Raw genomic sequence first — 25,261 nt, forward strand, 5'->3', positions numbered from 1 at the left:
CATGATCGAAGTGGACGGAAAAATTCTGGAAACGACCGAGGGCGGATTTTTGACCGACGCGAACGCCTGGGACGAGCGTGTTGCCGCCGTTCTGGCATCGGGCGTATCTATCGAATTGACCGCCGCGCACTGGGAAATCGTGCGCTTCATCCGGGATTACTATTTCAGATTCCGCCATCTTCCGAACACTCGCATGTTCGTTAAGGCGGTGGAGAAAGAATTCGGAGCAGAAAAAGGCAATTCCCGCTATCTGCATAGGCTATTTCCGGAGAGCCCTCTGAAATATGCCTGCTTGATCGCCGGGTTGCCGAAGCCGCCGGGGTGTATTTAGGAGCGAGACGCACGGCGTCTGAGGTTTGCGGCATTAAGAACCTATCCGAATAGGCTTTAAGTCACGCAGTTGCCGGCATCTTTGCCGATAGCCCCAAGCGGCTTGTCGCCGACAGGGCTAGATTTTCCTCAGGTGCAATTCACCGCTGGCTGACGACACTCAGCCGTGAACATCTGTCTCGATACGATTGGCCCATCGCCAACACCATCGACCAATTCTCTAAATCGCTGACGTCCACTTTTTCGAGCCTAGCTTACGCAGTAAGGTGTCTGTAAGCTCCACATGTTTTCATGCCATGTTTTGTGACGACAAATGATGTTCCGTTGCATGCCGGATTCATGGCCTCATCGAGGCTGATTTTCGGTTGAGACGTGCGCGAATCGCTGACTTGGGGAACAGATGTCTAACGATGATTACCGCGAAAAGCAGACGATCGATTGGCACAGTCACGATGCGGACGAGGTTATCGAACGGCTCCGTTCGGATCGTCAACGTGGGTTGTCCTCTCAGGAGGCGTGGCAACGGCTGAAGCGTTTCGGTCGCAACCGTCTTCCGCCGCCGCGTAGGCGCCCTGGTTGGCTACGCTTCCTCCTCCAGTTCCACAACGTCCTGATTTACGTGATGCTGGTCGCCGGCGCGACCACGGCGATGTTGGGCGATTGGGTCGACACGGCTGTTCTCTTGAGTGCCGTTTTCGTTAACGCCATCATCGGTTTCATTCAGGAAGGCAAGGCGGAAAGAGCCCTGGACGCGATCCGCGGCATGCTGTCGCTGCGCACGATTGTAATCCGCGATGCCGAACGCATCGAAATCCGGGCCGAGGATCTGGTGCCCGGCGATATCGTGGCGCTCACCTCCGGCGACAAAGTGCCCGCCGATCTGCGGCTGATCGCGACCAAAGGGTTGCGTGTGAACGAAGCCATCCTGACCGGCGAATCCGAGGCCGTGGAAAAGACGGTGGCTCCCGTGCCTGTCGATGCATCTCTGGGCGATCGCACGTGCATGCTTTATTCGGGCACGCTAGTGGTTTCCGGGCAGGCGACGGCGGTGACGGTCGCAACCGGCGTTCACACCGAATTGGGCCGAATCAGCGCGATGTTGGAGCGCGTGCAGTCGGTGACGACGCCTTTGCTGCGCCAGATTGCAAGGTTCGGCCATTGGCTCGCGCTGGCGATCGTTTTTATGTCCGTGGCCACCTATGCCATCGGTGTGTTGTGGCACGGGCATCCGCCCGCAGAGATGTTCATCATGGCCGTGGCACTGGCAGCCTCAGCTATACCGGAAGGGCTGCCGGCCATCATGACCATCACGCTCGCACTCGGCGTTAGGCGCATGGCTCACCGCAACGCCATCATCCGGCATTTGCCGGCGGTGGAAACGTTGGGTTCGGTCACCGTCATTTGTTCCGACAAGACCGGTACCCTGACCCGGAACGAGATGACGGTGCAGCGGGTGATCGCTGCCGACCACATCTTCGAGGTGAGCGGTGTGGGCTATGCGCCGGACGGCGGCATTCATCTGGGCGGGGAGGCGGTGCCGCCCGATCAATATCCCGAGCTGGCCGAGATTGCCCGTGCCGCCGTGCTTTGCAATGACGCGCAGCTGCGTAAATCGGCCGACGAGACCTGGCAGGTGGCGGGCGATCCGACCGAGGGTGCGCTGCTGGCATTCGCCATGAAGGTCGGCATCGACCCGAAGTGGGAGCGGGATTCTTTACCGCGTACCGATGCCATTCCATTCGAGTCCGAACATCGGCTCATGGCCACGCTCAACCACGATCACGAAGGACGGGGAACCGTTTACGTCAAGGGCGCGCCTGAACGGGTCTTTGAGATGTGCGATCGCCAGGGCTGCTTACAGGAGGCGCTGCTGGATCTGGAGTATTGGCGCCGTGCTGCCGCGGATGCTGCCGCGGATGGACTGCGGCTCCTCGCGATCGCAGCAAAGCCCGCCGAGGAAGCGCAATGCGAGGTTCAGTTTTCGGATTTGAAGAACGGTTTCCGGTTGCTTGCGCTAGTCGGCATCATTGACCCGCCGCGAGACGAAGCGGTGGCGGCCGTGGAAGCGTGCAAAACTGCGGGCATCCGGGTGAAGATGATCACTGGCGACCACGTCGATACGGCGCGCGCCATCGGCGCGCAGCTCGGGATCGGCCGCAATCGGCCGGCGTTGACCGGAGCCGAGATCGAGAGCATGGATGACGCGCAATTGCGCGATGCGGTACTGGATGTCGATGTGTTCGCGCGAGCCAGCCCAGAGCACAAGCTGCGCTTGGTGCAGGCACTGCAGGCAGCGGGACAGGTGGTCGCGATGACCGGGGATGGGGTGAACGACGCGCCCGCGCTGAAGCGCGCGGACGTCGGCGTGGCGATGGGATTGAAGGGTACCGAGGCGGCCAAGGAAGCGGCGGATATGGTGCTGGCCGACGACAATTTCGCTACGATCGGCAACGCCGTTCGCGAAGGACGGGGCATCTACGACAACATCCGGAAATTCGTTCTGTTCATGCTGCCGACCAACGGCGGCGAGGCGTTGGTGGTGATCGCCGCAATATTGTTTGAGCTGGCACTCCCGCTGACACCGGCTCAGGTGCTCTGGATCAATATGGTAACCTCGAGCACTTTGGGGCTTGCCTTAGCCTTCGAGCGTCCCGAGCACGACATCATGCGCCGCCCGCCGCGCGACCCTAAGGAATCGCTGCTTTCGTGGTTCTTCGGCTGGCGAATTCTGATGGTCTCCGTACTCATGATGGCGGGCTCACTGGGTCTGTTCCTTTGGGAGTTGGATCGCGGCTCCAGCCTGGAAACCGCGCGAACTATGGCGGTCAGCGCGGTCGTGGCGGCGGAGATGTTCTACCTGATCAACAGTCGCTATATTTTTAAATCCGTCCTCTCGCTCGAAGGGCTGTTCGGCAATCGCTATGTGCTGATCGCGATCGCGGCCTGTGCGGGGCTGCAGTTCGCCTACACGCATACCCGGCCGTTGCAGGTACTATTCGGTTCGACCGATCTGTCGCCGGAAGAATGGTTGAAGGTGATGCTGGCCGGTATGTTCGTGTTCAGCGTCGCCGAAATGGAAAAAGCGGTGATCCGCCTCTCCAGGCATATACGCCGAAAGCTTCGCGCCGGAACAAAAACGGAATCCCGACACCTACACAAAGAGGAGGGCCATTTGAGAACACCGAAAACTGTATTGGCGGCAACCGACTTCTCGGATGACGCCACAAATGCTGCCTGCCGGGCGGCCATGCTGGCTGCGGAACAGGGGGGACGGCTGGAACTGCTACATGTGGTGAGCGGAACTTCGCCGGCGGTTGTGCGCGAAATGCTCCTTACGCACGACGGAGCCGAAGAGAAGCTGATCAACGATGCGCAACAGAGGTTGGACGCGGCGAAGTTGAAGATCACCGCGAAGACCCACGTGGCCGCGTTTTCAAGAGTCGCGATCGGATCCGTGCCGGAAGAGATCCTGTCGGCCTCCGAGCAGGCGGATTTGCTGGTTTTGGGCGCGCACGGCCTAAGCCCTTGGCGTGATTTCTTGCTCGGCACAACGGCAGACCGCTTGCTCAGAACGTGCAAAAGGCCGGTCCTCGTGGTTAAGCGTCGGCCGGACGCACCTTATCGGCGCGTCCTGGTTCCGGTCGATTTTTCTCCCCACTCCGTCGCCGCCTTGAAGATGGCGATGCGGATCGCACCTGACGCCGACATCATGGTTGTCCATGGTTCCGCCGTGGCTTTCGAAGGCGTGCTTCAGGACGCGGGGGTCGTCGAGGACGATATCGACAACTATCGTGCTCAGTCACAACGCCAAGCGCTGAGCGGTCTCAACTCGCTGATCGACGAGGTCTCTGACGGCTCGCACCGGATTTTTCGAGTTGTCGAGCACGAGAATGCCGCTCGTCTGATCCTGGCCAAGGAAGAATCGTTCAAAGCGGACCTGATCGTTATCGGCAAACACGGGAAAACGATCGTCGAGGAGATGCTCCTGGGCAGCGTGACGCGTCGCATCCTGTCCGATTCGAAATCCGATGTGCTGATCGTGCACGAAAGTTCCGTGGTCAAAGACCCTTAGGCGACACACCGACCGAGGGACGGTTCTTTCGACGCAGTGGCGCGATTATTAACCCGGCCAATACGTATCGACCGGGTTTATCCGGGGTAGGGATGCCCCGGCGCGGCAACAAGCCGCGTGAGCCCATGCTGGGCAGGTACCGGGCCTGATTAATAATTCCTCGCCACTCACTATGTATATTCGCCGCGAAACAAAAACGCCCGGAATGTTTCTGCGATTGGCCAACACGTTTATGTTATGGTGAAAGTTATTTGCTCGCGGCCGCGCCGCCAAAGCGGCGGCGACCCATTTGCGTTCGCCGGTGGCCTCAGCGTTCGACCGCCGGCGATTGAGGAGAGGGATCTCGATCGGCGCTGAAAAATACATACCGCATCGACGGATTCTATCAGCATCATGATGTCAAATACCGTATGCATAATTTGGGATTACTAGAAAATATTGCCGTTACGCTCACCGTAGCTTTTATTGGGGGGCTCATCGTTCAACGGATCGGCCTGCCATCCATCGTGGGGTATTTGCTCGCGGGCGTGGCCATCGGTCCGTTCACGCCGGGGTATCTGGCCGATTCTCACACCATCAACCAATTGGCGGAATTGGGCGTCATCTTCCTAATGTACGGCGTGGGGCTACATTTTTCCTTCGCCGATCTGTGGAAAGTGCGTGACGTCGCAATTGTGGGCACATTGGGGCAGATGTTGACCATGCTGGCACTGGGTTATGGCCTGAGTCAGTATTGGGGCTGGACGCCCAAGTCCGGCTTGGTCTTGGGGCTGGTGCTGTCGATCGCCAGCACTATCGTGATGCTCCGAGGATTCATGGACAAAGGCTGGCTCAATACGCCGGACGGCCAGGTCGCGGTCGGCTGGCGCGTCATGGAGGACATCGCCACGGTCCTTATGATTATGATCCTGCCCAATTTGGCCGACACCGGAAAGCCCATGGAATGGCAGTCGCTTGGGCTCGCTCTGCTTTCGGCCTTGGGCTTTCTCGTGGTGATGCTGTTCGTAGGCAAACGTTTTATTCCCTGGCTGCTGCTGCGGGTGGCCCATACCCGTTCGCGCGAGCTGTTCATCCTGGCGGTCCTGGCCTGCTCCTTGGGTATCGCCCTGGGCGCCGCGCAATTGTTCGGGGTTTCGTTGGCGCTGGGGGCTTTCGTCGCGGGAGCCGTGGTGAGCGAATCGCCGCTCAGCCACCGCGTCGCATCCGATCTGTTGCCGTTCCGGGAAGCCTTTTCCGTGCTGTTCTTCGTGTCCGTCGGCATGATGCTCGATCCGACCTTCCTGGTGGAACATATCGAACCGGTACTGATTCTGACCGCTCTGGTTGTCATCGGAAAGTTCATCGTCTCGGGGGTCTGGGTATTGCCTTTCCCGCGCCCCGCGAGTACCGCGCTGGTGGTTGCGGCCGGCTCCTGCCAAATCGGCGAATTCTCCTTCATTCTGGATCAGACCGGCCTGAGTCTCGGCATTCTGGATGAGAGCCAACACGCGTTGATATTGGCCGCCGCTCTTCTGTCCATTGTCGTGAATCCGTTCATGCTGCACAGCGTCGATCCGCTGCAACGCAGCCTGCGCGGGGTTCAGCCGCTGTGGCGATGGTTGAACCGGCATGGTTCGACGCATACGCCCGCGGAGGAGTCGATTTCGGATCACGTTGTGGTGGTCGGTTACGGCCGGGTGGGCTCGCATATCGTCGATGTTATGGGCGAACTGGGAATTCCGTATCTGGTCATCGATTTCCGTATTAGTCGGATCGAGAAATTAGCTAAACGGGGGGTTCCCACACTTTTAGGCGATACGGCCAATTCGGATATCCTCAGCCATGCGGCGTTGCACCGGGCTCGTTTGCTCGTGGTCACTCTGCCTGAAGAAGCGGCTACCGAATTGACGGTCGCGGCAGCCCGCGACATTGCCCCGAATCTTCCGATCATCGCTCGCGCCGCGACCCGGGCAGGCGTCAAACGACTGTCGGAATTGGGCGCGCAATTGGTGATCCATCCAGAATTGGAAGGCGGCTTGCAGGTGCTGAGGCACACGCTATTGCAACTGGGTTTTCCGCTGCACGAAGTCCGGCGTTACGCGGATACGGTGCGACGCGAAAACTACGAGGCCTTGGTCAAATCGCAGGGCGAGCACGCCTTGCTCCGCGATCTGCTCGACGCCTCCGAGCTGATCGATATCGCCTGGAGAAAAGTGCCCGAGGGGAGTCCCCTGGCCGGCAAACTGCTGGGCGAAGCCGCCTTGCGAACCCGGACCGGCGCGACACTGGTGGCGATCAAGCGCAAGAACGAACTGATGGTCAACCCGTCGACCCAGACCGTGTTTCTTCCGGGAGACCGGATCGGTTTGCTCGGAAATCCGGAGCAGTTGGAGGCTGTGGAGCGTTTGTTGGCCCCGCAGCCACAGGAGTCTGATGCGGCGTGAAAGCATCCGGGTAACGCTGCTATCTACCGGAAATAATCAGAGTGGTTTTCGGTTTAGCTCGAGGATGTCAAGGTCGACTCTCGGGCTAGACCTGCGGCGACGCAAGTGACAAAGGCGCTACCGTTTGCAGGAATTTGTACGGCGATGGAGGTGATTTCTCCTCTTCCTAGACCTCCCCTGTCCAGGTGAGGAGAAATCGAGACGCGCTAATGACAAAAGCGGTCCCATGTCGGGCGGGATTGCCAGAGCGTTTCATCGCTGATGTACACGTGAAATCGCCGGTTTGAGCTGGGGGTGGCAGAAAGCCCGTCCGTGCGCCACTGTCGGTGCCCGCGGTTCCTCGGGTGCCCCTTCGGGCGATTCCAGCTACAGCCGACGATGCTAGGGTGTGCCATACGGGACTATTCAGCATTGCCGGACATCTGATTAGAAAATGCTCTAAATGGAATCACGCTTCGCGCTGCCGAATCTTCGTGGAGCGAGGGCTTATTCAGGCGGGCTTTTTATAAAGCACCAGGGTCGTCCTCCGTTTGGCTGGGTCGACGTGTGGTTGAAGGGCGCGGACTCACCCATGACGGCGGAACAATAAGCCGACCCGTGTAATCTACCAGCTTGTGGGGACCTGAAAATTCTTTGATGCAAGGCGCTTCTGCTTTGACCCATTTCAGGGAAGCGGGGCCCTTCGTCAGATGTTCTTCATTCAAGGACGCGATCGTCGGTCAGGAGGACCTATGAGAACCCAAATGCTTTGTTTGGTGTCCGCGGCGGTGACTGTATTTTCGACCGCGGCGAACGGCTGGAACAACGGTCCGAACAACGATCATCAGCTCCCCGAGTCGCTAGAGCGGAAGGTCCGCAATCTTCAAACCGAACTCGAGGCAGAAGGCTATCAGGTCGCGCGGGGAGCCTGGAATCTGTTCACGATCGAGGACTGCAAGTTCGCGATCGAGACTGTCGGGAGCTGTCTCGGGAATAACCCGGCGGCGCCTTATCTCATCCCTTCCGTTCCGCTCTGGCCGGACGAGTTCGTAGACGAGAACATGAGGGATCTGCTCGGCCCGGCGCCGGGCGACACCTTGTGGACGTACCGCCTCGACGAGCGGGAGGCACTGGTTGTACTGGCGCAGCTACCGCCGCCCGGAAGGTATTTCGGGATGCAGACCTACATTTCCTCGCGAGAAGGCTAGATCAAGGCCAGATCGACACCACGGATGAAATCTACCAGTCCGTAGCCGATGATGCTTTCATGCAGAGCATTCTCTTCATGATGTCGCCGAACCCGTCCCGTATGCTGGTATTCTCGAGCATCGGCAACAGCAACAACAACGTGGTCATTGAGCGGCAATCCGGAGCAGCGTTCGATCAGCAGCGTTTCTTCGTTATCACGCCGGACGAGGTGATGGCGCGGGAGGTGGCCGAAGCGTTACTGCGGGCGGGTGTCCAAAATCGCGATCAAGTGTTCATCGAGCCCGTGTCGGCGGATGTCGCGCGGCTTGGTCTTGGTTCCGGGGCGGATGATCTGATGATCCTCGTTCGGTATGCGCTGTCGGAAGATGAGGAAGCCGGTAATCGGTGGCGTCAGCAGCTCCAGCTCGCCGTGCTCCGGGTGAGGGACGCGAACACGGCGCGTCGGGTCGAACCTTATCCCAAACCTGCCTACGATGAGCGGACCGCTCGTTCCGAACTCGGACTCGAAGCTGACGTTAAGGACCTGGTCGATTCGGTCAAACAATATTGGGGGCAACCCGCTGCCAAGGACAGACCGTTCGAAAGTCTGCTGCTCACGGTGGACCTTATCGGCCAGCACTGCCTCGAACGTCCCATGAACTGTCTTGGTGATACCCAGGATGCCGATTACCAAATCAGCCCGGCGGAGAACCTCGACTCGGGTGAAGTCCTCGCCGTTGTGGGTACCCTCGGCACGGCTACCGGCAACGCTACGTACACTAGCCTGGCGCCCAACCGGATTCCGATTATGGTGGGCGTCACCAACGTCTCGGGCCTGGGTCTCGAGGGCAGCGCGTCGGCTTTCTCAAAGACGGTTGGCAACACCGACAAGCTCTACGTGTACTATTTCGCACGCGACTGCGGGAACCTTCCGAATTGCCGAGAAATCACCGAGGAGATGGTCCCCCGAGGGGAGGACATCAAAATTGTTCAGCGGAACTATGTTGCACCGGGGGGTACGCGAGCTGCGGATCCCAAGCAGGTTGTGAACCCGACGCTCATCGTTTTCGACGGAGCGAAGCGGCCATTGGGCCAGTGAGATAAGGGTACAAACCGATATGATCCTTCACAAAATATACCGGGCAGCTGGTTTACATGATTGTGAAAGGGCCAGGCTTTTGTCTTTTACTCAGGATCAAGTCATCCCATTCCGTTAAGAAGATCTTAACTGGACGGCTTGCTCGTACTCAGGTCGATCTTCTTATGAAGCGCGTGTAGGGCGCATTAGCCTAGCGTAATGCGCCGAATGGAAGGTTCCCATGGGGCGGAATAGGCGACTACGCTATTCCGCCCTACGCGGGCTGTCCACCTCAGTGAGCTGTCACTTCGCGTAAGAAGCCCAAAGCAAATAACCAAAACCTGACGCGTTCTCGTTTCGTTGGTTGAGCGCTTGGGATTGTGAACGGTCGGGAATTGCGGGGTTGCACAGCTAGGGCGCGTTGATATCGAAAGCAAACAACAAAAGCCTGACCTTTTTGACCCTTTTTTCTTTTTTTGTGCTCACCCGCCCAAGCCGCTGGGTCTGGTTTCGGAAGCTTCGACCAGTGGATTCCGGCAGCACGGCCGCCCGCTTTTCTATTGAAGACGATGTAAAAAATTTTAAATTTTAGCTTTGCCTTCCCAGTACCGGGTGCGCTGTCATGGCCTTCAGAAAAGCCCATGAAAAACAGACGAATACGATGCTGGTTTTATTTTTGCCTGAAGGCAATCCGGGTAATTCCGCCCGCCATCCCGTGGACAAAGGAGACGTTCATGAACAAGACCCAAGAAAAAGAACAATTGCAGCAAGCTCCGCTCCCCCTCGCGCAGCCAGCATCGGCCACCAGAAGGCGCAACCGACTGACCCGGAACCTGGCCGTCGCGGCTTTCCTGGCCGTCCTTCTGCCCCTGACCAGGGCTGAGGCCATCCCCATCGTCATGAACTTCACGGTGCCCGGTCCCGTGACCGGCACCATCGTCTGGGACGCAGCCTCCCCGACCTCGCCCATCGATAGCCTCATCTCCATTGATCTGAGCATTGATGGGCATGACTTTACCCTAGACGAGGTCGACTTCGTCAACCTTGGGGAATTTGGGTTAATCGGGGGCAGGGTGACCGGAGTCAATACTATCTCTCCTGGGACTAACGACTTTTGGATAATGTGGGACGTACAGCATTTGACTCCTTTCGAGTTCGCCTACACCAGCCCCACCCTCGACGTTGTTTCTGTTGTAACGAAATCGAGATTCGACCAGTTCAGCGTGACAGCGCAACAAGCGGTGCCGGAGCCAGCGACCCTGACCCTCCTCGCGGCGGGTCTCGCCGTGGGGCGCCTCGCCCGGCGCCAGCCTGTGTACGCTTCGGCACCGCGGTACAAACCGGGATGATCCTTTTGCCCATACTCAGGCTGATCTTCTCGAGCAACACGTGTAGGGCGTATCAGCTTTAGCGCAATTCACCGAATGGAGATTCCCATGTGGCGGAATAAGCGCGTACGCCCTTCCGCCCTTTCACGGCCTCAACCCTGAGGTGCCGAACTCCGCTGGAGTTCGAACAACAGTGGCAAACAGCAGCCTGGCTTTTTTATCCGGAAAACTCTTGCCCTGCCAACTGTTGGACGACAAGGGGCGGAGTAACGGGGCTATTCAAATCAAAAGGAAAGAACGAAAGGCTGACACTTTTCGACTATTTCTTCTTACGTGGGTCATCGGCAGGATTCGTATAAACGATATCCCATGGCCCGGTGGCGATTAGCTCGACGATCGTTTCCTCGTCAGTCGTCCAGACATAATGGGTATGATCTCCGGGTAGCACAAAACTTGAACCTGCTTTAAGCATCTCGCCTTTTTGCGTGTCGAATGTTTCACCGACGCCATTTCCTTATTCCATTTCTACCTCATAGCTGAAATATTCGACTGCACTTTGTCCGCTCTATTTTGCTAGGTCACGGATCATAATTTCACTTCAGAATTAGAAATTGAATTAGTTACTTGAGCCAACGTGTGAACCGAAAACCGAAATAACGGAAACGTCCCATCAGCCGGCGCATTCCCTCACCCCAACCCCTCTCTCAGAGGGCGAGGGGCTTAACTCCCTTCTCCCTCTGGGAAGGGGCGTCCTGGTGCTCCCAGGACGACCGTTTGCGATTGGAAGGGTCGTTTCGGTGCTCCCGGAACGACCGTTTGCGATTGGAGAAGGGCCGGGGATGAGGGCCTAGCACTTTTGGGCTTGTTGTTCCATTTCTACTCCATAGCGGAAACGTTTGACTGTACTTTGTCTGCTCTACTGTGATAGGTCATGGATCATAAATTCACTTCGGAATTAGAAATGGAATAATTTGCCGCGTAGGACTGTAATGACCTCGGTAAACGGGTGTTTGTGCGGTGGAATCGGGTAGTTGGGCGGAAATTTTAACCAAGCGATGAAAACACCTGCTCTGTTCGGATCGCCGACCAGAACTGCGCTCTGAGCGCCGTTAGGGAGTATCGGTTCGTCATTCCACTTAACGATATCTGGCGTAAACGATCCTGGGGTAACGGCATTCATGCGATCGATCTTATCCCGGCCTAACGCAGAACCAACGAAAGAGAAAACCAATAGGGATATCAAGAAAATCTTCATCTGATTTCTCGCACAACGTTGGAAAGCGTCGGGTTTTTCGTTTTTACTTTGGATCGGGTCGTTCCATTCAGTTGAAAAAACCTTAATCGGACGATTTGTCCGTACTCAGGCCGATTTTCTTGACAAGTTCGTCAACCGAAACCGCTCCGCTGGTCTCGATCACCAGCGTATTGCGCTGCTCTTCTTCGGTTAATTCATCATGCGTCGCAAGCTGACGTTCGAGCACCGCCAGATCGGCTTCAGAGGGATCTCGACCCTGTGAGGCGCGGGATTCGATGCGGCTTTTCAACGTGGCGACCGGAGCCCGGCAATCAAGAATCAAGAAGGGGACGCCTAGCCGTTGGGCAAGCAACCGTTGGCTTTCACGGTACTCATATTTCAGGAACGTGGCGTCGACGATGACGGAGACGCCGGATTTCACGATCGCCTCGGCGGTGTCGAGTAGATAGTCATAGGTTCTCCGCGTCATATCGGCGGTATAGATGCCGGTGTCGAGGGTCGATCCAGTATTGGCGAGTTCGCTAAATCCGGCCAAGCGTTTTCGTTCCAGGTCGGAACGGAGGCGTATGGCCGGGAGGCGTTCGGCGATTTGGCCGGCGATATAGGACTTGCCACTGCCCGAAAAACCGCGGGTGATGAACAATGCGGGGCTTGGTGGCCGGATGAGACCGGAAGCGTAATCGAGGTAACGCCGATAAAGGGCCAATAATTCCTGCTGTTTCGAGGAATCAGTGGTGGATGCTCGAGTCAGTTGGGCGATCTTGGCCCGCACCATAGCGCGATAGACGAGGTAAAAATCGAACAAGGCAAGCCCTCGGTAGTCTCCTGTAACCTCCAGGTAACGGTTCAAAAGCCGGAAAGCTAAATTCCTTTTGCCTTTAACTTCGAGATCCATGGTCAGAAAGGCCAGCTCGCTCATGACATCGATCCAGCGCAGGTCTTCGCTGAATTCGATGCAGTCGAACGGCGTGGGCTCGTCGTCGATGAGCACGATGTTGCCGAGGTGAAGGTCGCCGTGGCATTCGCGAATGAAACCAGCGGCTTTACGGGCAAGCATGGTCTCTCGGCAGCGCGAATACACCTCGGACGTCCAGGCGCGCACGGCTTCGAGTTTGGCGCGGTCGATCGGATCGTCCTGTAAGGGCTCGACGTGGGTGAAATTCTGTTCTGCGGTGTCGTGGATCTGTTCCGGGAGTCCGTGGGCGTCTTCGGCGGTGCTGCGGTTTACGCTTGCGTGAAACCGCGCCAGCGTTTCGGCCAGCTTGTCCATGTGTTCAGGCGAGAGGCGATCTTCCTGACACAAGCGATCGAATAAGGCCGACTCGTCGAAGCGGCGCATCTTAATGGCGAATTCGATAGGGGTGCCACTGCCGCCGATTCGGGGGTTTCGAGCATCTTCGGTGATGGGGACGACGGCGAGATACAAGTTTGGAGCGAGCCGGCGATTGAGTCGGAGTTCCTCTTCGCAAAACCGGCGGCGTTTTTCCAGAGTCGTGAAGTCGAGGAAACCGAAATCCACCGGCTTCTTGATCTTGTAGGCATAGGGATTTGTCAGCAAAACCCAGGAAATATGGGTCTCCCGGATTTCGATGGTGTTTGTGGGATGATCGTAAGCGGCGGGATTACGCAGCGCCGAGATCAGTTCGGGATAGGGAGCGTCATCCATACGGTTCCATCTGTAAGCGGCCGTTAACCACTTTAAGCTGTCTTTCGCCCTGAAGGAGCGCTTTGAGCTCCGCCCCGGCCATGGCCTTGCGCCAGCCCTGAAGCAGTTTCGATTGCTCCGGGTCATCCATCAGTTGTTCCAAATCCTTGCGGCCTGCGAGCACCGCCGGGTTCAGTGTGTGCTGCGCGGCCCGCAGGCGTACCACCGCAGTCAGCACATCAAGCAGCGCTTCCTGTTCCGGCGTCTTCTTGGCCTGCCGCGGTCTGAGGGGAACCGCCGGCGGTGGGCGGTGTTTCGCCTCGTCGATGATTCGGCACAGTTGGCTGCCATAACGCTTGAGCGTACGTTCCTCCAGCCCCCGGATCAGCTTGAACTTGTCGGCAGTCGTCGGCTGCAGCCGTGCGAGATCGAACAAAACTTCGTCCTTGACCAGCCAACTGCGTGGAATGTCCTGCTGGCGCGCGTTATCCTCACGCCAAGCCGCGAGCGCCTGTAGTACGGCGAGCTGGGATGCGTTCAGCTGATAATGTCCGCCGATGCGCTGCCAAGCTTGATCGGACGCATTCTCGTAAAGCTTCGGATCGAGCAGGGCAGCGAAATCGCCCTCCGGCCAATCGAGGCGGCCCAAATCTTCCAAACGCTGGCGGAGTTTCAGATAAGCGGTTCCGAGATGGATGACATCGTCGGCTGCATAACGCAATTGGGCATCGGCCAAGGGCCGGAGCGACCAATCGGTGCGTGCGTGGCCTTTGCCCAGGTTCACGCCGAGCAGTTCCGAAATGAGGCCGGCGTAACTGATCTGTTCGGGCAAGCCGATCAAGGGAGCGGCGATCTGGGTATCGAAGATCGGCGCCGGCAGTTTTCCCCAGAGGTTGAAGAAGATTTCCAAATCCTGCCGCGCAGCATGAAATACCTTCGTGATGGCGGGATCGAACAGCAGATTCGCTACCGGTTCCAAGGATTCGAGGACGAGCGGGTCGATGCAAGCTACCCGGTCGGCGGTCGCGATCTGGAGCAGGCAGAATTTGGGATAGTAGGTTTTTTCGCGGAGAAATTCGGTGTCGACGGCAATCCAGGAGGAGTTCCTGGCAGCGCGGCAGAAGTCTTGGAGTTGACTGGGCGAGTCGATGTAGCTGATTTGCGGAGAGGACGTCATGTCGGAAAGAGTGCTTTTTCGAGTCATAAGGCTATTATATGGCTTAGGGACGAAGAATACGCTCCCGCCAATCATCCGAGGTGGCGCATGAAAATATTGGTGAGTGTGAAGCGCGTGGTGGATTACAACGTGCGCATTCAGGTGAAGCCGGACGGGACGGGCGTCATGCTGGACGGGGTGAAGATGAGCATGAACCCGTTCGACGAGATCGCCTTGGAAGAGGCGATTCGTCTTAAAGAGGCCGGCAAGGCGACCGAGATCGTGGCCGTCTCGCTCGGGCCGCAGGCGGTACAGGAGCAATTGAGGAGCGCTCTAGCGCTAGGCGCAGATCGGGCGATCCACATGCCGCTGGATAAGGCACCTCAACCCATCAACGCCGCGCGCGCCTTGGCCCAGCTTGCGCGGCGCGAGAATCCCGATCTGATCCTGATGGGCAAGCAGGCCATAGACGACGACTGCAATCAGACGCCCCAGATGCTCGCGGCGCTGCTCGATTGGCCGCAGGCGACCTTTGCTTCCAAAATCGAGTTGAATGACAAGTCAGCCACGGTTGCCCGCGAGGTCGACGCCGGACTCGAATTTCTGGCAATCGATCTACCGGCAGTGATTTCCGCCGACCTGCGGCTCAATGTTCCCCGTTATCCGAAGTTACCGGACATCATGAAGGCGCGTCGTCTGCCGATCGAAACGGTCACGCCGGGGGACCTGGGCGTCGAGTTCGTGCCGGAACCTAAGCTAGTTAAAGTCGCGCCTCCAGAGAAGCGTCAGGCCGGACGGAAGGTAGCTTCGGTCGAGGAGCTGGTGGCGGCGCTACGCGAGCGAGGGCTGTTGTCATGAGCAAGGTATTGGTCATTGCCGAGCACGACGGCGAAACCTTGAATCTTTCGACTTCGAAAACCGTGGCTTGCGCGCTGACTCTCGAGCCGGAGGCGATCGATGTGGCCGTGTTCGCCGATGCTGGGAACAAGCCCGCGCAAGCAGCGGCCCGGCTGAATGGCGTGACCAGGGTGCTACTGGTCGAACATGTTGCCAACCAGAATCCCGTGGCGGCGGTTCTTGCGCCGCAAATTTCCGCGCTGGCTAGAGACTACACCCATGTGCTAGCGCCGGCGACCACCTTCGGCAAGGATGTTTTGCCGCGAGCGGCGGCGTTGCTTGGCGTACCTCAAGTGAGCGATGTCATGCGGGTGATCGACCGGAATGTTTTCGAGCGGCCGATTTATGCAGGGAACGCGGTGGAGACAGTCGAAACGCCGCCCGGCATCGTCGTCGCGACGGTGCGCACAGCCTCGTTCAAGGCGGTTCCTGAATCGGGATCGGCACCTGTGGAAAAAATCAGCCTCGATTTCGACTGTCCGACGCACACGCGTTTTCTCCGGGTCGAAAGTTCGTCCGGCGGGCGTCCGGATCTTCAGTCGGCCCGCGTAGTAGTGTCTGGCGGTCGGGGTTTAGGAACCAAGGAAAACTTCGATTTAATCTATGCGCTAGCGGATCGATTGGGCGCGGCGGTCGGCGCATCCCGCGCGGCGGTGGACGCAGGATTGGTTCCGAACGACTTGCAGGTGGGGCAGACCGGTAAGATCATCGCGCCCGAGTTCTATTTGGCTTTCGGCATCTCCGGAGCGATACAGCATCTCGCGGGAATCAAGGACGCGGGCACCATCGTCGCGGTCAATAAGGACCCGGACGCGCCCATCTTCGAAGTGGCGGATATCGGTTTGGTGGCTGATTTGTTCGACGTGCTGCCAGCCTTGATCGAGGCTCTGTCCAAGGGGCGAGCGTGAACCGCGAAAGTCTGGAGTTTGACGTCATCATCGTAGGGGCCGGCCCCGCGGGGCTCTCCGCCGCTTGTCGTCTGATGCAACTGGCGAATGAGGCGGGAAAGTCTCTCCGGGTCTGCGTCGTCGAAAAAGGAGCCGAGGTCGGCGCCCACATCATTTCCGGTGCCGTGTTCGAGCCGACCGCTCTGAACGAACTGTTCCCGGATTGGAAAGAGCAGGGCGCGCCGGTCACTGTACCTGTCGAACACGACGAACTGCATTACCTCATCGGCGAAAAAAACTCGGTCAAGGCGCCCGGCTTTCTGATACCAAAGCCCATGCGCAACGAGGGCAACTACGTGATCAGCCTGGGCCGTTTGTGCCGTTGGCTGGCGGAAAAGGCCGAAACGCTCGGCGCCGAAATTTTCACCGGCTTTGCCGCGGCCGATGTGCTTTATGACGAGAACGGTTCGGTAGCCGGCGTAGTGACGGGCGACATGGGTGTTGCTAAGGACGGTTCAAAAAAGCCGAACTATCAGCCCGGCGTTGAGCTGCGCGCGCCCTATACGATTTTCGCAGAGGGCTGCCGCGGACATTTGGGCAAGCGGCTGATGGAGCGCTTCGACTTGCGGAGGGACATCGATCCGCAGCATTACGGCATCGGCATCAAGGAAATCTGGCGCATCGATCCGTCCCGCTACCGGCCAGGGCACGTGGTTCATACGCTAGGCTGGCCTTTGGACAATGAAACGGAAGGCGGCGGTTTTCTCTACCACAGTGAAGACGGACTGGTTTCGGTCGGGTTCATTGTCGCCCTGAATTACCGGAATCCCTATCTGAATCCGTTTAGCGAGATGCAGCGCTGGAAGCATCATCCGATCGTGCGCCGGTTCCTTGAAGGCGGAACCCGGATCGGCTACGGTGCGCGGGCGGTCAACAAGGGCGGCTGGCAGTCAGTGCCCAGGCTCTCTTTTCCAGGCGGCGTGCTGGCGGGTTGCGAGGCCGGATTTCTCAACCCGGTGAAGATCAAGGGCAATCATACCGCCATGAAAACCGGCATGCTGGCGGCGGAAGCGGTATTCGAGGTGCTGGAAACGGGAGGAATCCCGGATTTGGACGGGCGCTATCGCGAGTCCTGGGTCTATGACGAGTTGTTCCGGGGTCGCAACTTCGGTCCCGCACTGGCGAAATTGGGAACGCTCGTTGGAAGCGCGTTCATTTGGCTCGATCAGAACATTTTCCGCGGAAAGCTTCCGTTTACCCTACACAATCGTGTTCCGGATCACGCCTCGTTGGATCGAGCCGCGGACAGCCGTAAGATCGATTATCCTAAGCCCGATGGCGTACTGAGTTTCGACAAACTGTCCTCGGTTTATCTCTCCAACACCAATCACGAGGAAGACCAGCCCTGTCATCTCGTTCTGACCGATCCTTCTATCCCGATTTCACAGAACCTGCCGTTGTACGACGAACCGGCACAGCGCTATTGTCCGGCAGCGGTTTATGAAATCGTGGAGGCGCCAGGAGAACCGGCCCGATTCCAGATCAACGCGCAGAACTGCGTTCACTGCAAAGTCTGCGATATCAAGGACCCGGCGCAAAACATCAACTGGGTACCACCTGAAGGCGGGGGCGGGCCGAATTACGTGAATATGTGATGTGGGTGGTCTATGCGCGCAACAGGTAATCCGCCGCAAGTCCCGCAAACACCGTCGCACCGAACCAATGGTTGTTCAAAAACGCCTTGAAGCAGCCGTCGCGGTCGCGCTTCCGTATCAGAAATTGCTGGTAGGCGAATAGTCCAGCAGCAACCAGGAGTCCCAAGAAATAGGGCAATCCCAGCCCGGTCTGCCTACCCACCCCATAAAGAAGCAGCAGCACGAAGATCTGAAGCATTCCGATCAAGACTCTATCCATATCGCCGAACAGAATGGCGGTGGATTTCACGCCGATTTTGAGATCGTCGTCCCGATCCACCATGGCGTACATGGTGTCGTAAACCAGAGCCCACAGGATGGTCGTGAAGTAAAGTTCCCAGCCGATCCACGGAATACCACCCGTTTGGGCCGCGAAAGTCATAGGCACGGCCCAGCCGAAGGCTAGCCCCAGGTAGGCTTGGGGAAGATAGGTGTAGCGCTTCATGAAAGGGTAGGACGCGGCGAGGAAAGCGCCGGGAACCGACAATGCAATCGTGAGCGGGTTGGTAAGGAGAACCAGGCCGAACGACACGAGGCAGAGTATGACGAACAGCCAAAGCGCTTCCCTAGGGGATACCAACCCAGCGGCGATCGGGCGTGATTTTGTGCGTTTCACATGAGGATCGAAGTCACGGTCGGCGTAATCGTTGATCACGCAGCCCGCCGCTCGCATCAGCACGACGCCGGTCGCGATGACGAAGGTTACCAAGATATCAGGCTTGCCGTTTCCGGCGATCAATAACGCCCATGCGGCCGGCCACAGCAGAAGGAAGATGCCGATGGGCTTGTCCATCCGCGTCAGCCTCCAGTAAAGCTCGAGACGCTGGGTGGAAAGTCCGAAGGTCGGTTGCTCGATCATAGGCTCGCTTCTCGTTTCAACAGAGAAGGTAGAAAGAACTCAGCGACTAAGAGGTTTCCGTGCGCGATGGCGTACAGTGAGCGTCGACCCCAGATCCGCTCGGACGATTCGACAGTATCAAGCACGTCGAGGCTTCCGGGAAGCCGCTCTGCCTTTTCGACGACGGCTAGCTCCAACCCGAGGCGCCTCAGCTTGGGATCGGAGAAAAGAACCTCTCCCAGTGGGCGGTTGCCCAAAGACGCCAAATGGTGCTGAGCGCCGCGGCGAATGCTTGCCGGTATGATGCTGCGCGCCACCACCAGAGGCTCCTCACCGCACTGAAGGGAGACCTCGCGTACCAATGCGACCCGCGAAGGTCTAAGTCTAAGCGCCCTCGATTCGTCGGCGAACGGTCTCAGCCAGTCTTGCTGTAGCACTCGGAGGCGGAACTCGCCGCCGCAGAGGTCGCGAACCCGGCGGGTCAGCGAACCGGTTTCGAAAAGCCAGGAATGGAGGCCGTCGGGGATACGGCTACGCCGACTGCTTCCGGGATGAAACCAGTCCGGTGCTCGGCGGAAAAGTTGGCTGCGTGTCGTCAATGGTTGCTCTCAAGAACAAACCGCAAATTCTAACAGAGGGAGTGGGCTTTCTGGATCGGCCAAATATATTGAGCCGCAAGGAATGGCTTAGCTGCGCCTCCGATGCGGCGGTTTGATCGGAGCGGCCGCTTAGGTCGCCGAACTCGCCATCCGCTCGAGCGCATCCCCTTACTTGGTCCGTGAAGCGCGCATCTGGAGAACATGGTCCACGAAGGTGCCGTCCCCGACTTCCTTCATAAATCGCTCGGCGACATCGACTATCGCTTTGCCAACGTAGGCGTACTGTCTCGAAAACGGCGGCCAATAATCTCCAAGCCCGATCGCGTCGTTGATGACCAGAACCTGTCCGTCGCACCCTGCGCCCGCGCCGATCCCCACGGTGGGCACTTTGATCGACTGCGTGATCGTTTTCGCCAGGGCTGCCGGTATGTGCTCGAGAACCACCATGAACGAGCCAGCTTCGGAGATGCCGATCGCTTCGCTCAAGATGCGTTCCGCGTCGCTTTTGTTTCCTCCGACCTGCCGGAAATCGGAGGCCGTCTGGGGCGTCAAGCCGGTATGGCCGACCACATCGATTCCGTTGGCGACGAGATGCGCAATCACGTCGTACTTCGGACCTTCCAGCTTGATGCTGTCGGCACCGGCGTCCAGCAGCCGTTTGGCGCTTTTCAAGGCCGTTGCCGGATCGCGATCGCTGTTGTATGGAAGATCGCCGATGATATGGGTGTTCGGTGCGCCGCGGCGGACAGCGCCGACATGGTACTCCATATGTTCGATGGTGACGTGGTGCGTGCTGTCGAAACCCATTTCAACCATTCCCACCGTGTCTCCGACCAGGATGACCGGAATCCCCGCTTTTTCGAGAGAACGGGCGACCGGAGTGGTGTAAGCCGTCAGCACCGGGATCGGTTTTACCGACTTCATATGTCTTAAGGTTTCTGCGTTGAGTTTCATGGCTCTTATCTCCGGTTTGTCGGATTCATAACAAGTGTCGTCATCGTGTGTCAGGGAGCTTGGAACCTATCCCGGCGACTCGGCTCAGGACGAGCCCGTTCGACAGCCTCCGAGCGAACGGGTTGTATGGCTATCTGTTTCCTCGAGGCGGGGATAAGACGGACTTTTATCGTTGCCGTATTCGCTTTGGAAGACCGTAATGGCATCAGGAAAAATGTCGAGATGCCATTCAGGTCGCCATTCAAGCGCCGGCATATTGCACCGAATGGCCGACCCAGCGCCGGATCAGGCGTTCGGCGCGGTCGGGATAATCCTTCAGCAGAATAGCGGCCGATTGAGCAACAGCATCCAGGAGGGGGCCGTCGCGCGTCAAGTCGGCGATGCGGAACTGAATTTGCCCGGTCTGCCGGGTTCCCAAGAGTTCGCCGGGGCCCCGCAGTTCAAGGTCCTTCTCGGCGATGACGAAGCCGTCGTCGGAATCCCGCAGAATCCCCAAGCGCTGTCTGGCGGTTTCCGAAAGAGGCGGCTGGTACAGCAAGACACAATGAGCTTCGCCGGGTCCGCGTCCGACCCGCCCGCGAAGCTGGTGCAGCTGCGCCAGTCCCAAGCGTTCGGCATTCTCGATGATCATCAGGCTGGCGTTCGGGACGTCCACGCCGACTTCGATCACGGTGGTTGCCACCAGCAAATCGAAATGTCTTTCCTTGAAGGCCGACATGACGGCTTCCTTTTCGGCAGGCTTCAAACGCCCGTGTATCAGAGCAACGCGCACATTCGGAAGGGCTTCGGCCAGCATGACAGCGGTCTTTTCAGCTGCTTCGCACTGCAAGACCTCGGATTCTTCGATCAGCGTGCACACCCAGTATACCTGCCGGCCTTTGGACACCCAATCGGTAATGCGGGCGATAATGTCCGCGCGGCGGCTGGTCGGAATAACCGCGGTTTTGACCGGCGTCCGTCCGGGAGGGCGCTCGTCGATGACGGAAAGATCGAGGTCGGCATACCCGAGCATCGCCAAAGTTCTCGGAATCGGTGTGGCGGTCATGATGAGCTGGTGCGGATACAAGCCATCCTGAAGACCTTTTTCGCGTAACGCCAGCCGCTGATGGACGCCGAATCGGTGCTGTTCGTCGATGATGATGAGCCCTAAGCGGTGAAATACCACCTGTTCTTGAAACAGTGCATGGGTGCCGACGACGATGCCGGCTGCGCCGCTACTGATCGCCTCGAGTTCGGTTTTTCGGGCTTCGCCTTTTAGGCGTCCGGACAGGAAGGCGATCTGCACGCCGAAGGGTTCGAGCCACTGGCGGAAGTTGCGGAAATGCTGTTCGGCCAGGAGCTCCGTCGGGGCCATGATGCCGACCTGGTAGTTGGACGACAATGCGGCCAATGCGGCATAGGCCGCGACGACCGTCTTACCCGAGCCGACGTCACCCTGAACCAGCCGCATCATGGGGCGATCGGAACACAAATCGGCTTCGATTTCGGCGATAACGCGCTGCTGAGCGCCGGTCAGAGCGAACGGCAGGCTGCGCACAAACCGCTCCGCCGCCTGCCGATTGATCGCCAGAACCGGTGCTCGATGAGCTTGCATCTGGGTTCTGAAACGACCGAGGCTCAGATGATGGCTGAGGAGTTCCTCAAAGGCGAGGCGCGACCGGGCCGCGGTTAGCTTCGGTGATGTTTCGTTGCAGCCGGCGGGCGGCTGATGCAGCAGCCGGAGAGCGTCCCGAAGCGGTAAGCGATACCCTGCCGGGATCAGCGGCTCGGGCAGCAAGTCGGGAAGCCGCGATTCGTCCGCCATGGACAAGGCTTGCGCGGCCAGTCGGCGAATGGCTTTCTGATGGATGCCTTCAGTCAACGGATAAACCGGCGTCAGCGCTTGCTCCGAAACGTCGGCGTCCATATCGTCGATCAGCTTGTAGTCGGGATGGGTCATTTCCAACCCGGCGTAGCCCGTCCGCACTTCGCCGTAACAGCTGAGTCTTTTGCCTCGGGCCAGTTGCTCGCGCTGCTTGGCCGTGTAGTGAAAGAATCGGAGGTCGAGAAAACCGGTACCATCGCCAATCCGGATGATCAGCGAGCGACGGCCTTTTGGGAGGATTTCCGCGAGTTCAACCCGGCCTTCCACCAGTGCATGGTCGCCGGGTTTCAGTTGGCCGATGGGCGTGACGCGAGTCCGGTCCTCGTAACGCAGCGGCAGGTGGAACAGCAGATCACCGACGGTGGAAATGCTCAGCTTTTCTAGCCGCTTGAGCGTGTGCGCCCCGGCGCCCTTCAGGGCGGATACCGGGAGCTCGTCGAGAGATCGGACTTGCGAAGCCAAATAGTCGCGTGCGCCTACTACTTCGCCACAACCATGACCGCATCCATCTCGACGCCGGCGCCGCGCGGCAGTGACGCTACGCCGATAGCGGCACGGGCAGGGTAGGGCTCGGCGAAATACTCCGCCATGATTTCGTTCACCAGCGGGAAATGGGCGAGGTCGGTCAGGAACACGTTGAGTTTGACAACATCCCGGAGGCTACCCCCGGCAGCTTCGGCCACGGCCTTGAGATTGTCGAACACGCGCCGGATCTGCACGTCCATTCCGCCCTCGACCATGGTCATGGTGGCGGGATCGAGCGGAATCTGTCCGGATAGATAAACGGTGTCGCCGATTTTCACGGCCTGGGAGTAGGTGCCGATCGCCTTGGGAGCCAGGTCAGTCTGAATAATTTGTTTTTCCATGGTTTTGCTTCTTTCTGAGTTCGGACTTTACGCGGGAAATTTTCAAAACGACCGACAATTTTCGGAGTTCTCGCATGACCGAGGCGAGATGGACGCGGTCCTTGACCATCAAGGTGATGATGTCGGTAGAAATCTGGCTGTCCTGATTGGTGATCTGGACGTTCTCGATGTTGGCACCCATGCGGGAGATGGTGGAAGCGACTTTCGCCAGAGTGCCCACCTGGTTCATCAGTTCGAGGCGGATGACGGCCGGAAATTCGCCGCTGGCTTGCTTGTCCCAGTCCACGTCCAGCCAGTTCATGTGTTTCTTTCTAAGTTCCGAGACGTTCTTGCACTCGCTGAGATGAACGACGATGCCTTTGCCCGGATTGAAGAATCCAACGATAGGGTCGCCCGGTATCGGGCGACAGCATTTGGCCAAATTGACCACCATGCCCTCGGTGCCTTTGATGATGAGCGGCGACAGCGCGGTTCCCTTCTCCTCTTTGCTTCCGGCGTCCAATGAGGCATCAGCCTGAAGGAACTGGCGGACGACCAAGAAAGGCAAACGGTTGCCTAGCCCGATATCTTCCAGCAAGGCTTCTAGGGAGGGCAGTTCGAGTGCCTTTAGCAGTTGGTCGATACGCTCTTTCGGAACATCCTCGAAACTCATGTTGTGGGCGTTGAATTCCTTTTCCAGCAGGCGCCTGCCCAGGGCAACCGCCTCTTGTTTCTTGAAATTTCGGAGATAGCTGCGGATGGCGGCGCGCGCTTTCGCGGTAACGACGAAATTAAGCCAGAGCGGGTTGGGGCGGGCCCAGGGCGCCGTGATGATCTCGACGGTCTGGCCATTTTCGAGAACGGTCTGGAGCGGCGCGAGCATGCGGTCGATTCGGGCGGACACGCAGGTGTTGCCGATGTCGGTATGCACGGCGTAAGCGAAGTCGACAATCGTCGCGCCGCGCGGAAGCTTGGTGATTTTGCCCTTGGGTGTGAACACGTAAACTTCCTGTTGGAACAGGTCCACCTTCAGGTTGTCCAGGAATTCCATCGAATCGCCGGCACTTTTCTGGATTTCCAGAAGATCTCTCAGCCATTCGTGAGCACGGGCCTGACTGCTGGATATCTCTTCTTGGTCGCTTTTGTATAGCCAGTGTGCAGCAATGCCTGACTCGGCTAGGTGGTGCATGGCACGGGTGCGGATTTGGATTTCCAGCGGCTGGCCGTAAGGTCCGACCAATACGGTATGAAGGGACTGATAGCCGTTGGCTTTGGGCACCGCGATGTAATCCTTGAAGCGACCCGGAACCGGCTTATAGAGGTTGTGGACGATGCCGAGCGCCCGGTAACAATCGTCCACCTGGTCCGCGATGATGCGGAAGGCGTAAACGTCGTAGACGCCGGAGAAGGACACGTGCTTGGTGCGCATCTTCTGATAGAGACTGTACAGATGCTTTTCCCGTCCGATCACTTCGCAATTGACCAGTCCGGCATCGTGTAATCGTTTGGTGATCGTGGATTCGATCAGCGCCACCACTTCTTTGCGATTGCCGCGCGCCTTTTTTACCGATTGTTCCAGCACTCGGTAACGCATCGGATACATCGCGGCGAACCCCAGTTCTTCGAGTTCGAGCCGCATTTCGTTCATGCCGAGTCGATTGGCGATCGGCGCATAGATATCCAGGGTCTCGCGCGCAATACGCCGCCGCCGCGTCGGCGACATGATTCCTAGGGTGCGCATGTTGTGGAGACGGTCTGCCAGCTTGACCATGATGACGCGGAGGTCCTTGACCATCGCGAGCACCATCTTTCGGACATTCTGAGCCTGCGCCTCGGCCCTGGATTTACAATCGAGCTGGGTCAGTTTGCTGACCCCGTCGACCAGTTCGGCGACTTCGTCTCCGAATTGTTCGCGTAACTGTTCCTTAGTGACGGGGGTGTCTTCGATGACATCGTGCAGGATGGCCGCCATGATGCCTTTCGCGTCCATGCGCATTTCCGCAAGAATGATGGCGACGGACAGCGGATGGCAAATGTACGGTTCTCCGGTCAGTCGAAATTGGCCTTCGTGGGCGGAAAGGGCGAGCTGATAAGCGCGGTATATCTCGTCAACCTGAGCGCTGTCGAGATAGGTCGAGACCAAGCTGCAAAGCCTGCGAATGAGCTTCTCATTCGGCAGTTCGGTGACTTCTTTCGGAAGCAGCTGGTTCATAACACCCCGGGATTCGG

18 protein-coding genes are annotated in these 25,261 nt (G+C 58.3%); 9 read left to right on the forward strand and 9 right to left on the reverse strand.

Translation table 11 applies throughout. The features are described from left to right. Position 1: 1 nt before the first annotated feature. From QEN43_RS04610 to QEN43_RS04635, 6 genes are all read left to right on the forward strand, one after another. Complete coding sequence (locus tag QEN43_RS04610) at positions 2-331, forward strand: TusE/DsrC/DsvC family sulfur relay protein (protein WP_156912932.1); 330 nt, start codon at positions 2-4, stop codon at positions 329-331. A gap of 399 nt (positions 332-730) precedes the next feature. After that, positions 731-4,402 carry an HAD-IC family P-type ATPase gene (locus QEN43_RS04615; RefSeq protein ID WP_317963745.1) on the forward strand — a complete coding sequence of 1,224 codons (3,672 nt, stop codon included), beginning with the start codon at positions 731-733 and terminating at the stop codon, positions 4,400-4,402. Positions 4,403-4,812: 410 nt separating this feature from the next. Next, a complete protein-coding gene (locus QEN43_RS04620; RefSeq protein ID WP_026612149.1) occupies positions 4,813-6,825 on the forward strand; it encodes a cation:proton antiporter domain-containing protein in 2,013 nt (670 codons plus the stop codon). Positions 6,826-7,556: 731 nt separating this feature from the next. Next, a complete protein-coding gene (locus QEN43_RS04625; RefSeq protein ID WP_036269372.1) occupies positions 7,557-8,012 on the forward strand; it encodes a hypothetical protein in 456 nt (151 codons plus the stop codon). Positions 8,013-8,071: 59 nt separating this feature from the next. Then, the gene (locus tag QEN43_RS04630) at positions 8,072-9,091 is read left to right on the forward strand and encodes a hypothetical protein (protein ID WP_026612151.1); all 1,020 of its coding nucleotides are present in this window, start codon (positions 8,072-8,074) and stop codon (positions 9,089-9,091) included. 713 nt (positions 9,092-9,804) lie between these two features. After that, positions 9,805-10,419: a PEP-CTERM sorting domain-containing protein gene (locus tag QEN43_RS04635; protein WP_317963746.1), complete on the forward strand. Its 615-nt coding sequence runs from the start codon at positions 9,805-9,807 to the stop codon at positions 10,417-10,419. A 934-nt stretch (positions 10,420-11,353) separates the two neighbouring features. On the opposite strand, the gene QEN43_RS04640 is transcribed toward QEN43_RS04635, so the two are convergent. From QEN43_RS04640 to rnd, 3 genes are all read right to left on the reverse strand, one after another. After that, on the reverse strand, positions 11,354-11,653 hold the full coding sequence (locus QEN43_RS04640) for a cupin domain-containing protein (protein WP_317963747.1): 300 nt from the start codon (positions 11,651-11,653) through the stop codon (positions 11,354-11,356). An 82-nt stretch (positions 11,654-11,735) separates the two neighbouring features. Further along, a complete protein-coding gene (locus QEN43_RS04645) occupies positions 11,736-13,319 on the reverse strand; it encodes a bifunctional aminoglycoside phosphotransferase/ATP-binding protein (RefSeq protein ID WP_036269375.1) in 1,584 nt (527 codons plus the stop codon). After that, positions 13,312-14,475: a ribonuclease D gene (rnd, locus tag QEN43_RS04650; RefSeq protein WP_036270012.1), complete on the reverse strand. Its 1,164-nt coding sequence runs from the start codon at positions 14,473-14,475 to the stop codon at positions 13,312-13,314. The genes QEN43_RS04645 and rnd overlap by 8 nt, the downstream gene beginning before the upstream one ends. A gap of 87 nt (positions 14,476-14,562) precedes the next feature. On the opposite strand from rnd, the gene QEN43_RS04655 reads away from it, so the two are divergent. The 3 genes from QEN43_RS04655 to QEN43_RS04665 are packed head-to-tail and all read left to right on the forward strand — an operon-like array spanning position 14,563 to position 17,893. Beyond that, complete coding sequence (locus QEN43_RS04655) at positions 14,563-15,312, forward strand: electron transfer flavoprotein subunit beta/FixA family protein (protein WP_026612154.1); 750 nt, start codon at positions 14,563-14,565, stop codon at positions 15,310-15,312. Beyond that, positions 15,309-16,259 (forward strand): electron transfer flavoprotein subunit alpha/FixB family protein, encoded by a 951-nt coding sequence (locus QEN43_RS04660; protein ID WP_026612155.1) that lies wholly within the window; start codon positions 15,309-15,311, stop codon positions 16,257-16,259. Before QEN43_RS04655 ends, QEN43_RS04660 begins: the two co-directional genes overlap by 4 nt. Further along, positions 16,256-17,893 carry an electron transfer flavoprotein-ubiquinone oxidoreductase gene (locus tag QEN43_RS04665; protein ID WP_026612156.1) on the forward strand — a complete coding sequence of 546 codons (1,638 nt, stop codon included), beginning with the start codon at positions 16,256-16,258 and terminating at the stop codon, positions 17,891-17,893. The genes QEN43_RS04660 and QEN43_RS04665 overlap by 4 nt, the downstream gene beginning before the upstream one ends. Positions 17,894-17,903: 10 nt before the next feature. Here the strand turns inward: QEN43_RS04665 and ubiA are convergent, their stop codons facing one another. The 6 genes from ubiA to spoT all read right to left on the reverse strand — a co-directional run bounded on the left by ubiA (position 17,904) and on the right by spoT (position 25,244). Then, the gene (gene ubiA / locus QEN43_RS04670) at positions 17,904-18,791 is read right to left on the reverse strand and encodes a 4-hydroxybenzoate octaprenyltransferase (RefSeq protein ID WP_051332087.1); all 888 of its coding nucleotides are present in this window, start codon (positions 18,789-18,791) and stop codon (positions 17,904-17,906) included. Next, positions 18,788-19,369, reverse strand: coding sequence for a chorismate--pyruvate lyase family protein (locus QEN43_RS04675; protein WP_317963748.1), 582 nt, complete (start codon positions 19,367-19,369; stop codon positions 18,788-18,790). The genes ubiA and QEN43_RS04675 overlap by 4 nt, the downstream gene beginning before the upstream one ends. A gap of 168 nt (positions 19,370-19,537) precedes the next feature. Then, positions 19,538-20,323, reverse strand: coding sequence for a 3-methyl-2-oxobutanoate hydroxymethyltransferase (gene panB, locus QEN43_RS04680; RefSeq protein WP_026612159.1), 786 nt, complete (start codon positions 20,321-20,323; stop codon positions 19,538-19,540). A gap of 241 nt (positions 20,324-20,564) precedes the next feature. Continuing rightward, positions 20,565-22,649, reverse strand: coding sequence for an ATP-dependent DNA helicase RecG (gene recG / locus QEN43_RS04685; protein ID WP_026612160.1), 2,085 nt, complete (start codon positions 22,647-22,649; stop codon positions 20,565-20,567). A gap of 17 nt (positions 22,650-22,666) precedes the next feature. Beyond that, positions 22,667-23,053 (reverse strand): RidA family protein, encoded by a 387-nt coding sequence (locus QEN43_RS04690; RefSeq protein WP_026612161.1) that lies wholly within the window; start codon positions 23,051-23,053, stop codon positions 22,667-22,669. Continuing rightward, entirely contained in the window at positions 23,028-25,244 is a 2,217-nt protein-coding gene (spoT, locus tag QEN43_RS04695; protein WP_051332088.1) for a bifunctional GTP diphosphokinase/guanosine-3',5'-bis pyrophosphate 3'-pyrophosphohydrolase, read from the reverse strand. Before spoT ends, QEN43_RS04690 begins: the two co-directional genes overlap by 26 nt. Between the last annotated feature and the right edge of the window lie 17 nt (positions 25,245-25,261).

This window comes from Methylocaldum szegediense, assembly GCF_949769195.1.
GTDB classification, from domain to species: domain Bacteria; phylum Pseudomonadota; class Gammaproteobacteria; order Methylococcales; family Methylococcaceae; genus Methylocaldum; species Methylocaldum szegediense.

Bases quoted from the DNA above. Each gene is read 5' to 3' on its own strand.
- QEN43_RS04610 (WP_156912932.1), top strand. From the start codon at position 2: ATGATCGAAGTGGACGGAAAAATTCTGGAAACGACCGAGGGCGGATTT.
- QEN43_RS04615 (WP_317963745.1), top strand. From the start codon at position 731: ATGTCTAACGATGATTACCGCGAAAAGCAGACGATCGATTGGCACAGT.
- QEN43_RS04620 (WP_026612149.1), top strand. From the start codon at position 4,813: ATGCATAATTTGGGATTACTAGAAAATATTGCCGTTACGCTCACCGTA.
- QEN43_RS04625 (WP_036269372.1), top strand. From the start codon at position 7,557: ATGAGAACCCAAATGCTTTGTTTGGTGTCCGCGGCGGTGACTGTATTT.
- QEN43_RS04630 (WP_026612151.1), top strand. From the start codon at position 8,072: ATGCAGAGCATTCTCTTCATGATGTCGCCGAACCCGTCCCGTATGCTG.
- QEN43_RS04635 (WP_317963746.1), top strand. From the start codon at position 9,805: ATGAACAAGACCCAAGAAAAAGAACAATTGCAGCAAGCTCCGCTCCCC.
- QEN43_RS04640 (WP_317963747.1), bottom strand. From the start codon at position 11,653: ATGAAGATTTTCTTGATATCCCTATTGGTTTTCTCTTTCGTTGGTTCT.
- QEN43_RS04645 (WP_036269375.1), bottom strand. From the start codon at position 13,319: ATGGATGACGCTCCCTATCCCGAACTGATCTCGGCGCTGCGTAATCCC.
- rnd (WP_036270012.1), bottom strand. From the start codon at position 14,475: ATGACGTCCTCTCCGCAAATCAGCTACATCGACTCGCCCAGTCAACTC.
- QEN43_RS04655 (WP_026612154.1), top strand. From the start codon at position 14,563: ATGAAAATATTGGTGAGTGTGAAGCGCGTGGTGGATTACAACGTGCGC.
- QEN43_RS04660 (WP_026612155.1), top strand. From the start codon at position 15,309: ATGAGCAAGGTATTGGTCATTGCCGAGCACGACGGCGAAACCTTGAAT.
- ubiA (WP_051332087.1), bottom strand. From the start codon at position 18,791: ATGATCGAGCAACCGACCTTCGGACTTTCCACCCAGCGTCTCGAGCTT.
- panB (WP_026612159.1), bottom strand. From the start codon at position 20,323: ATGAAACTCAACGCAGAAACCTTAAGACATATGAAGTCGGTAAAACCG.
- QEN43_RS04690 (WP_026612161.1), bottom strand. From the start codon at position 23,053: ATGGAAAAACAAATTATTCAGACTGACCTGGCTCCCAAGGCGATCGGC.
- spoT (WP_051332088.1), bottom strand. From the start codon at position 25,244: ATGAACCAGCTGCTTCCGAAAGAAGTCACCGAACTGCCGAATGAGAAG.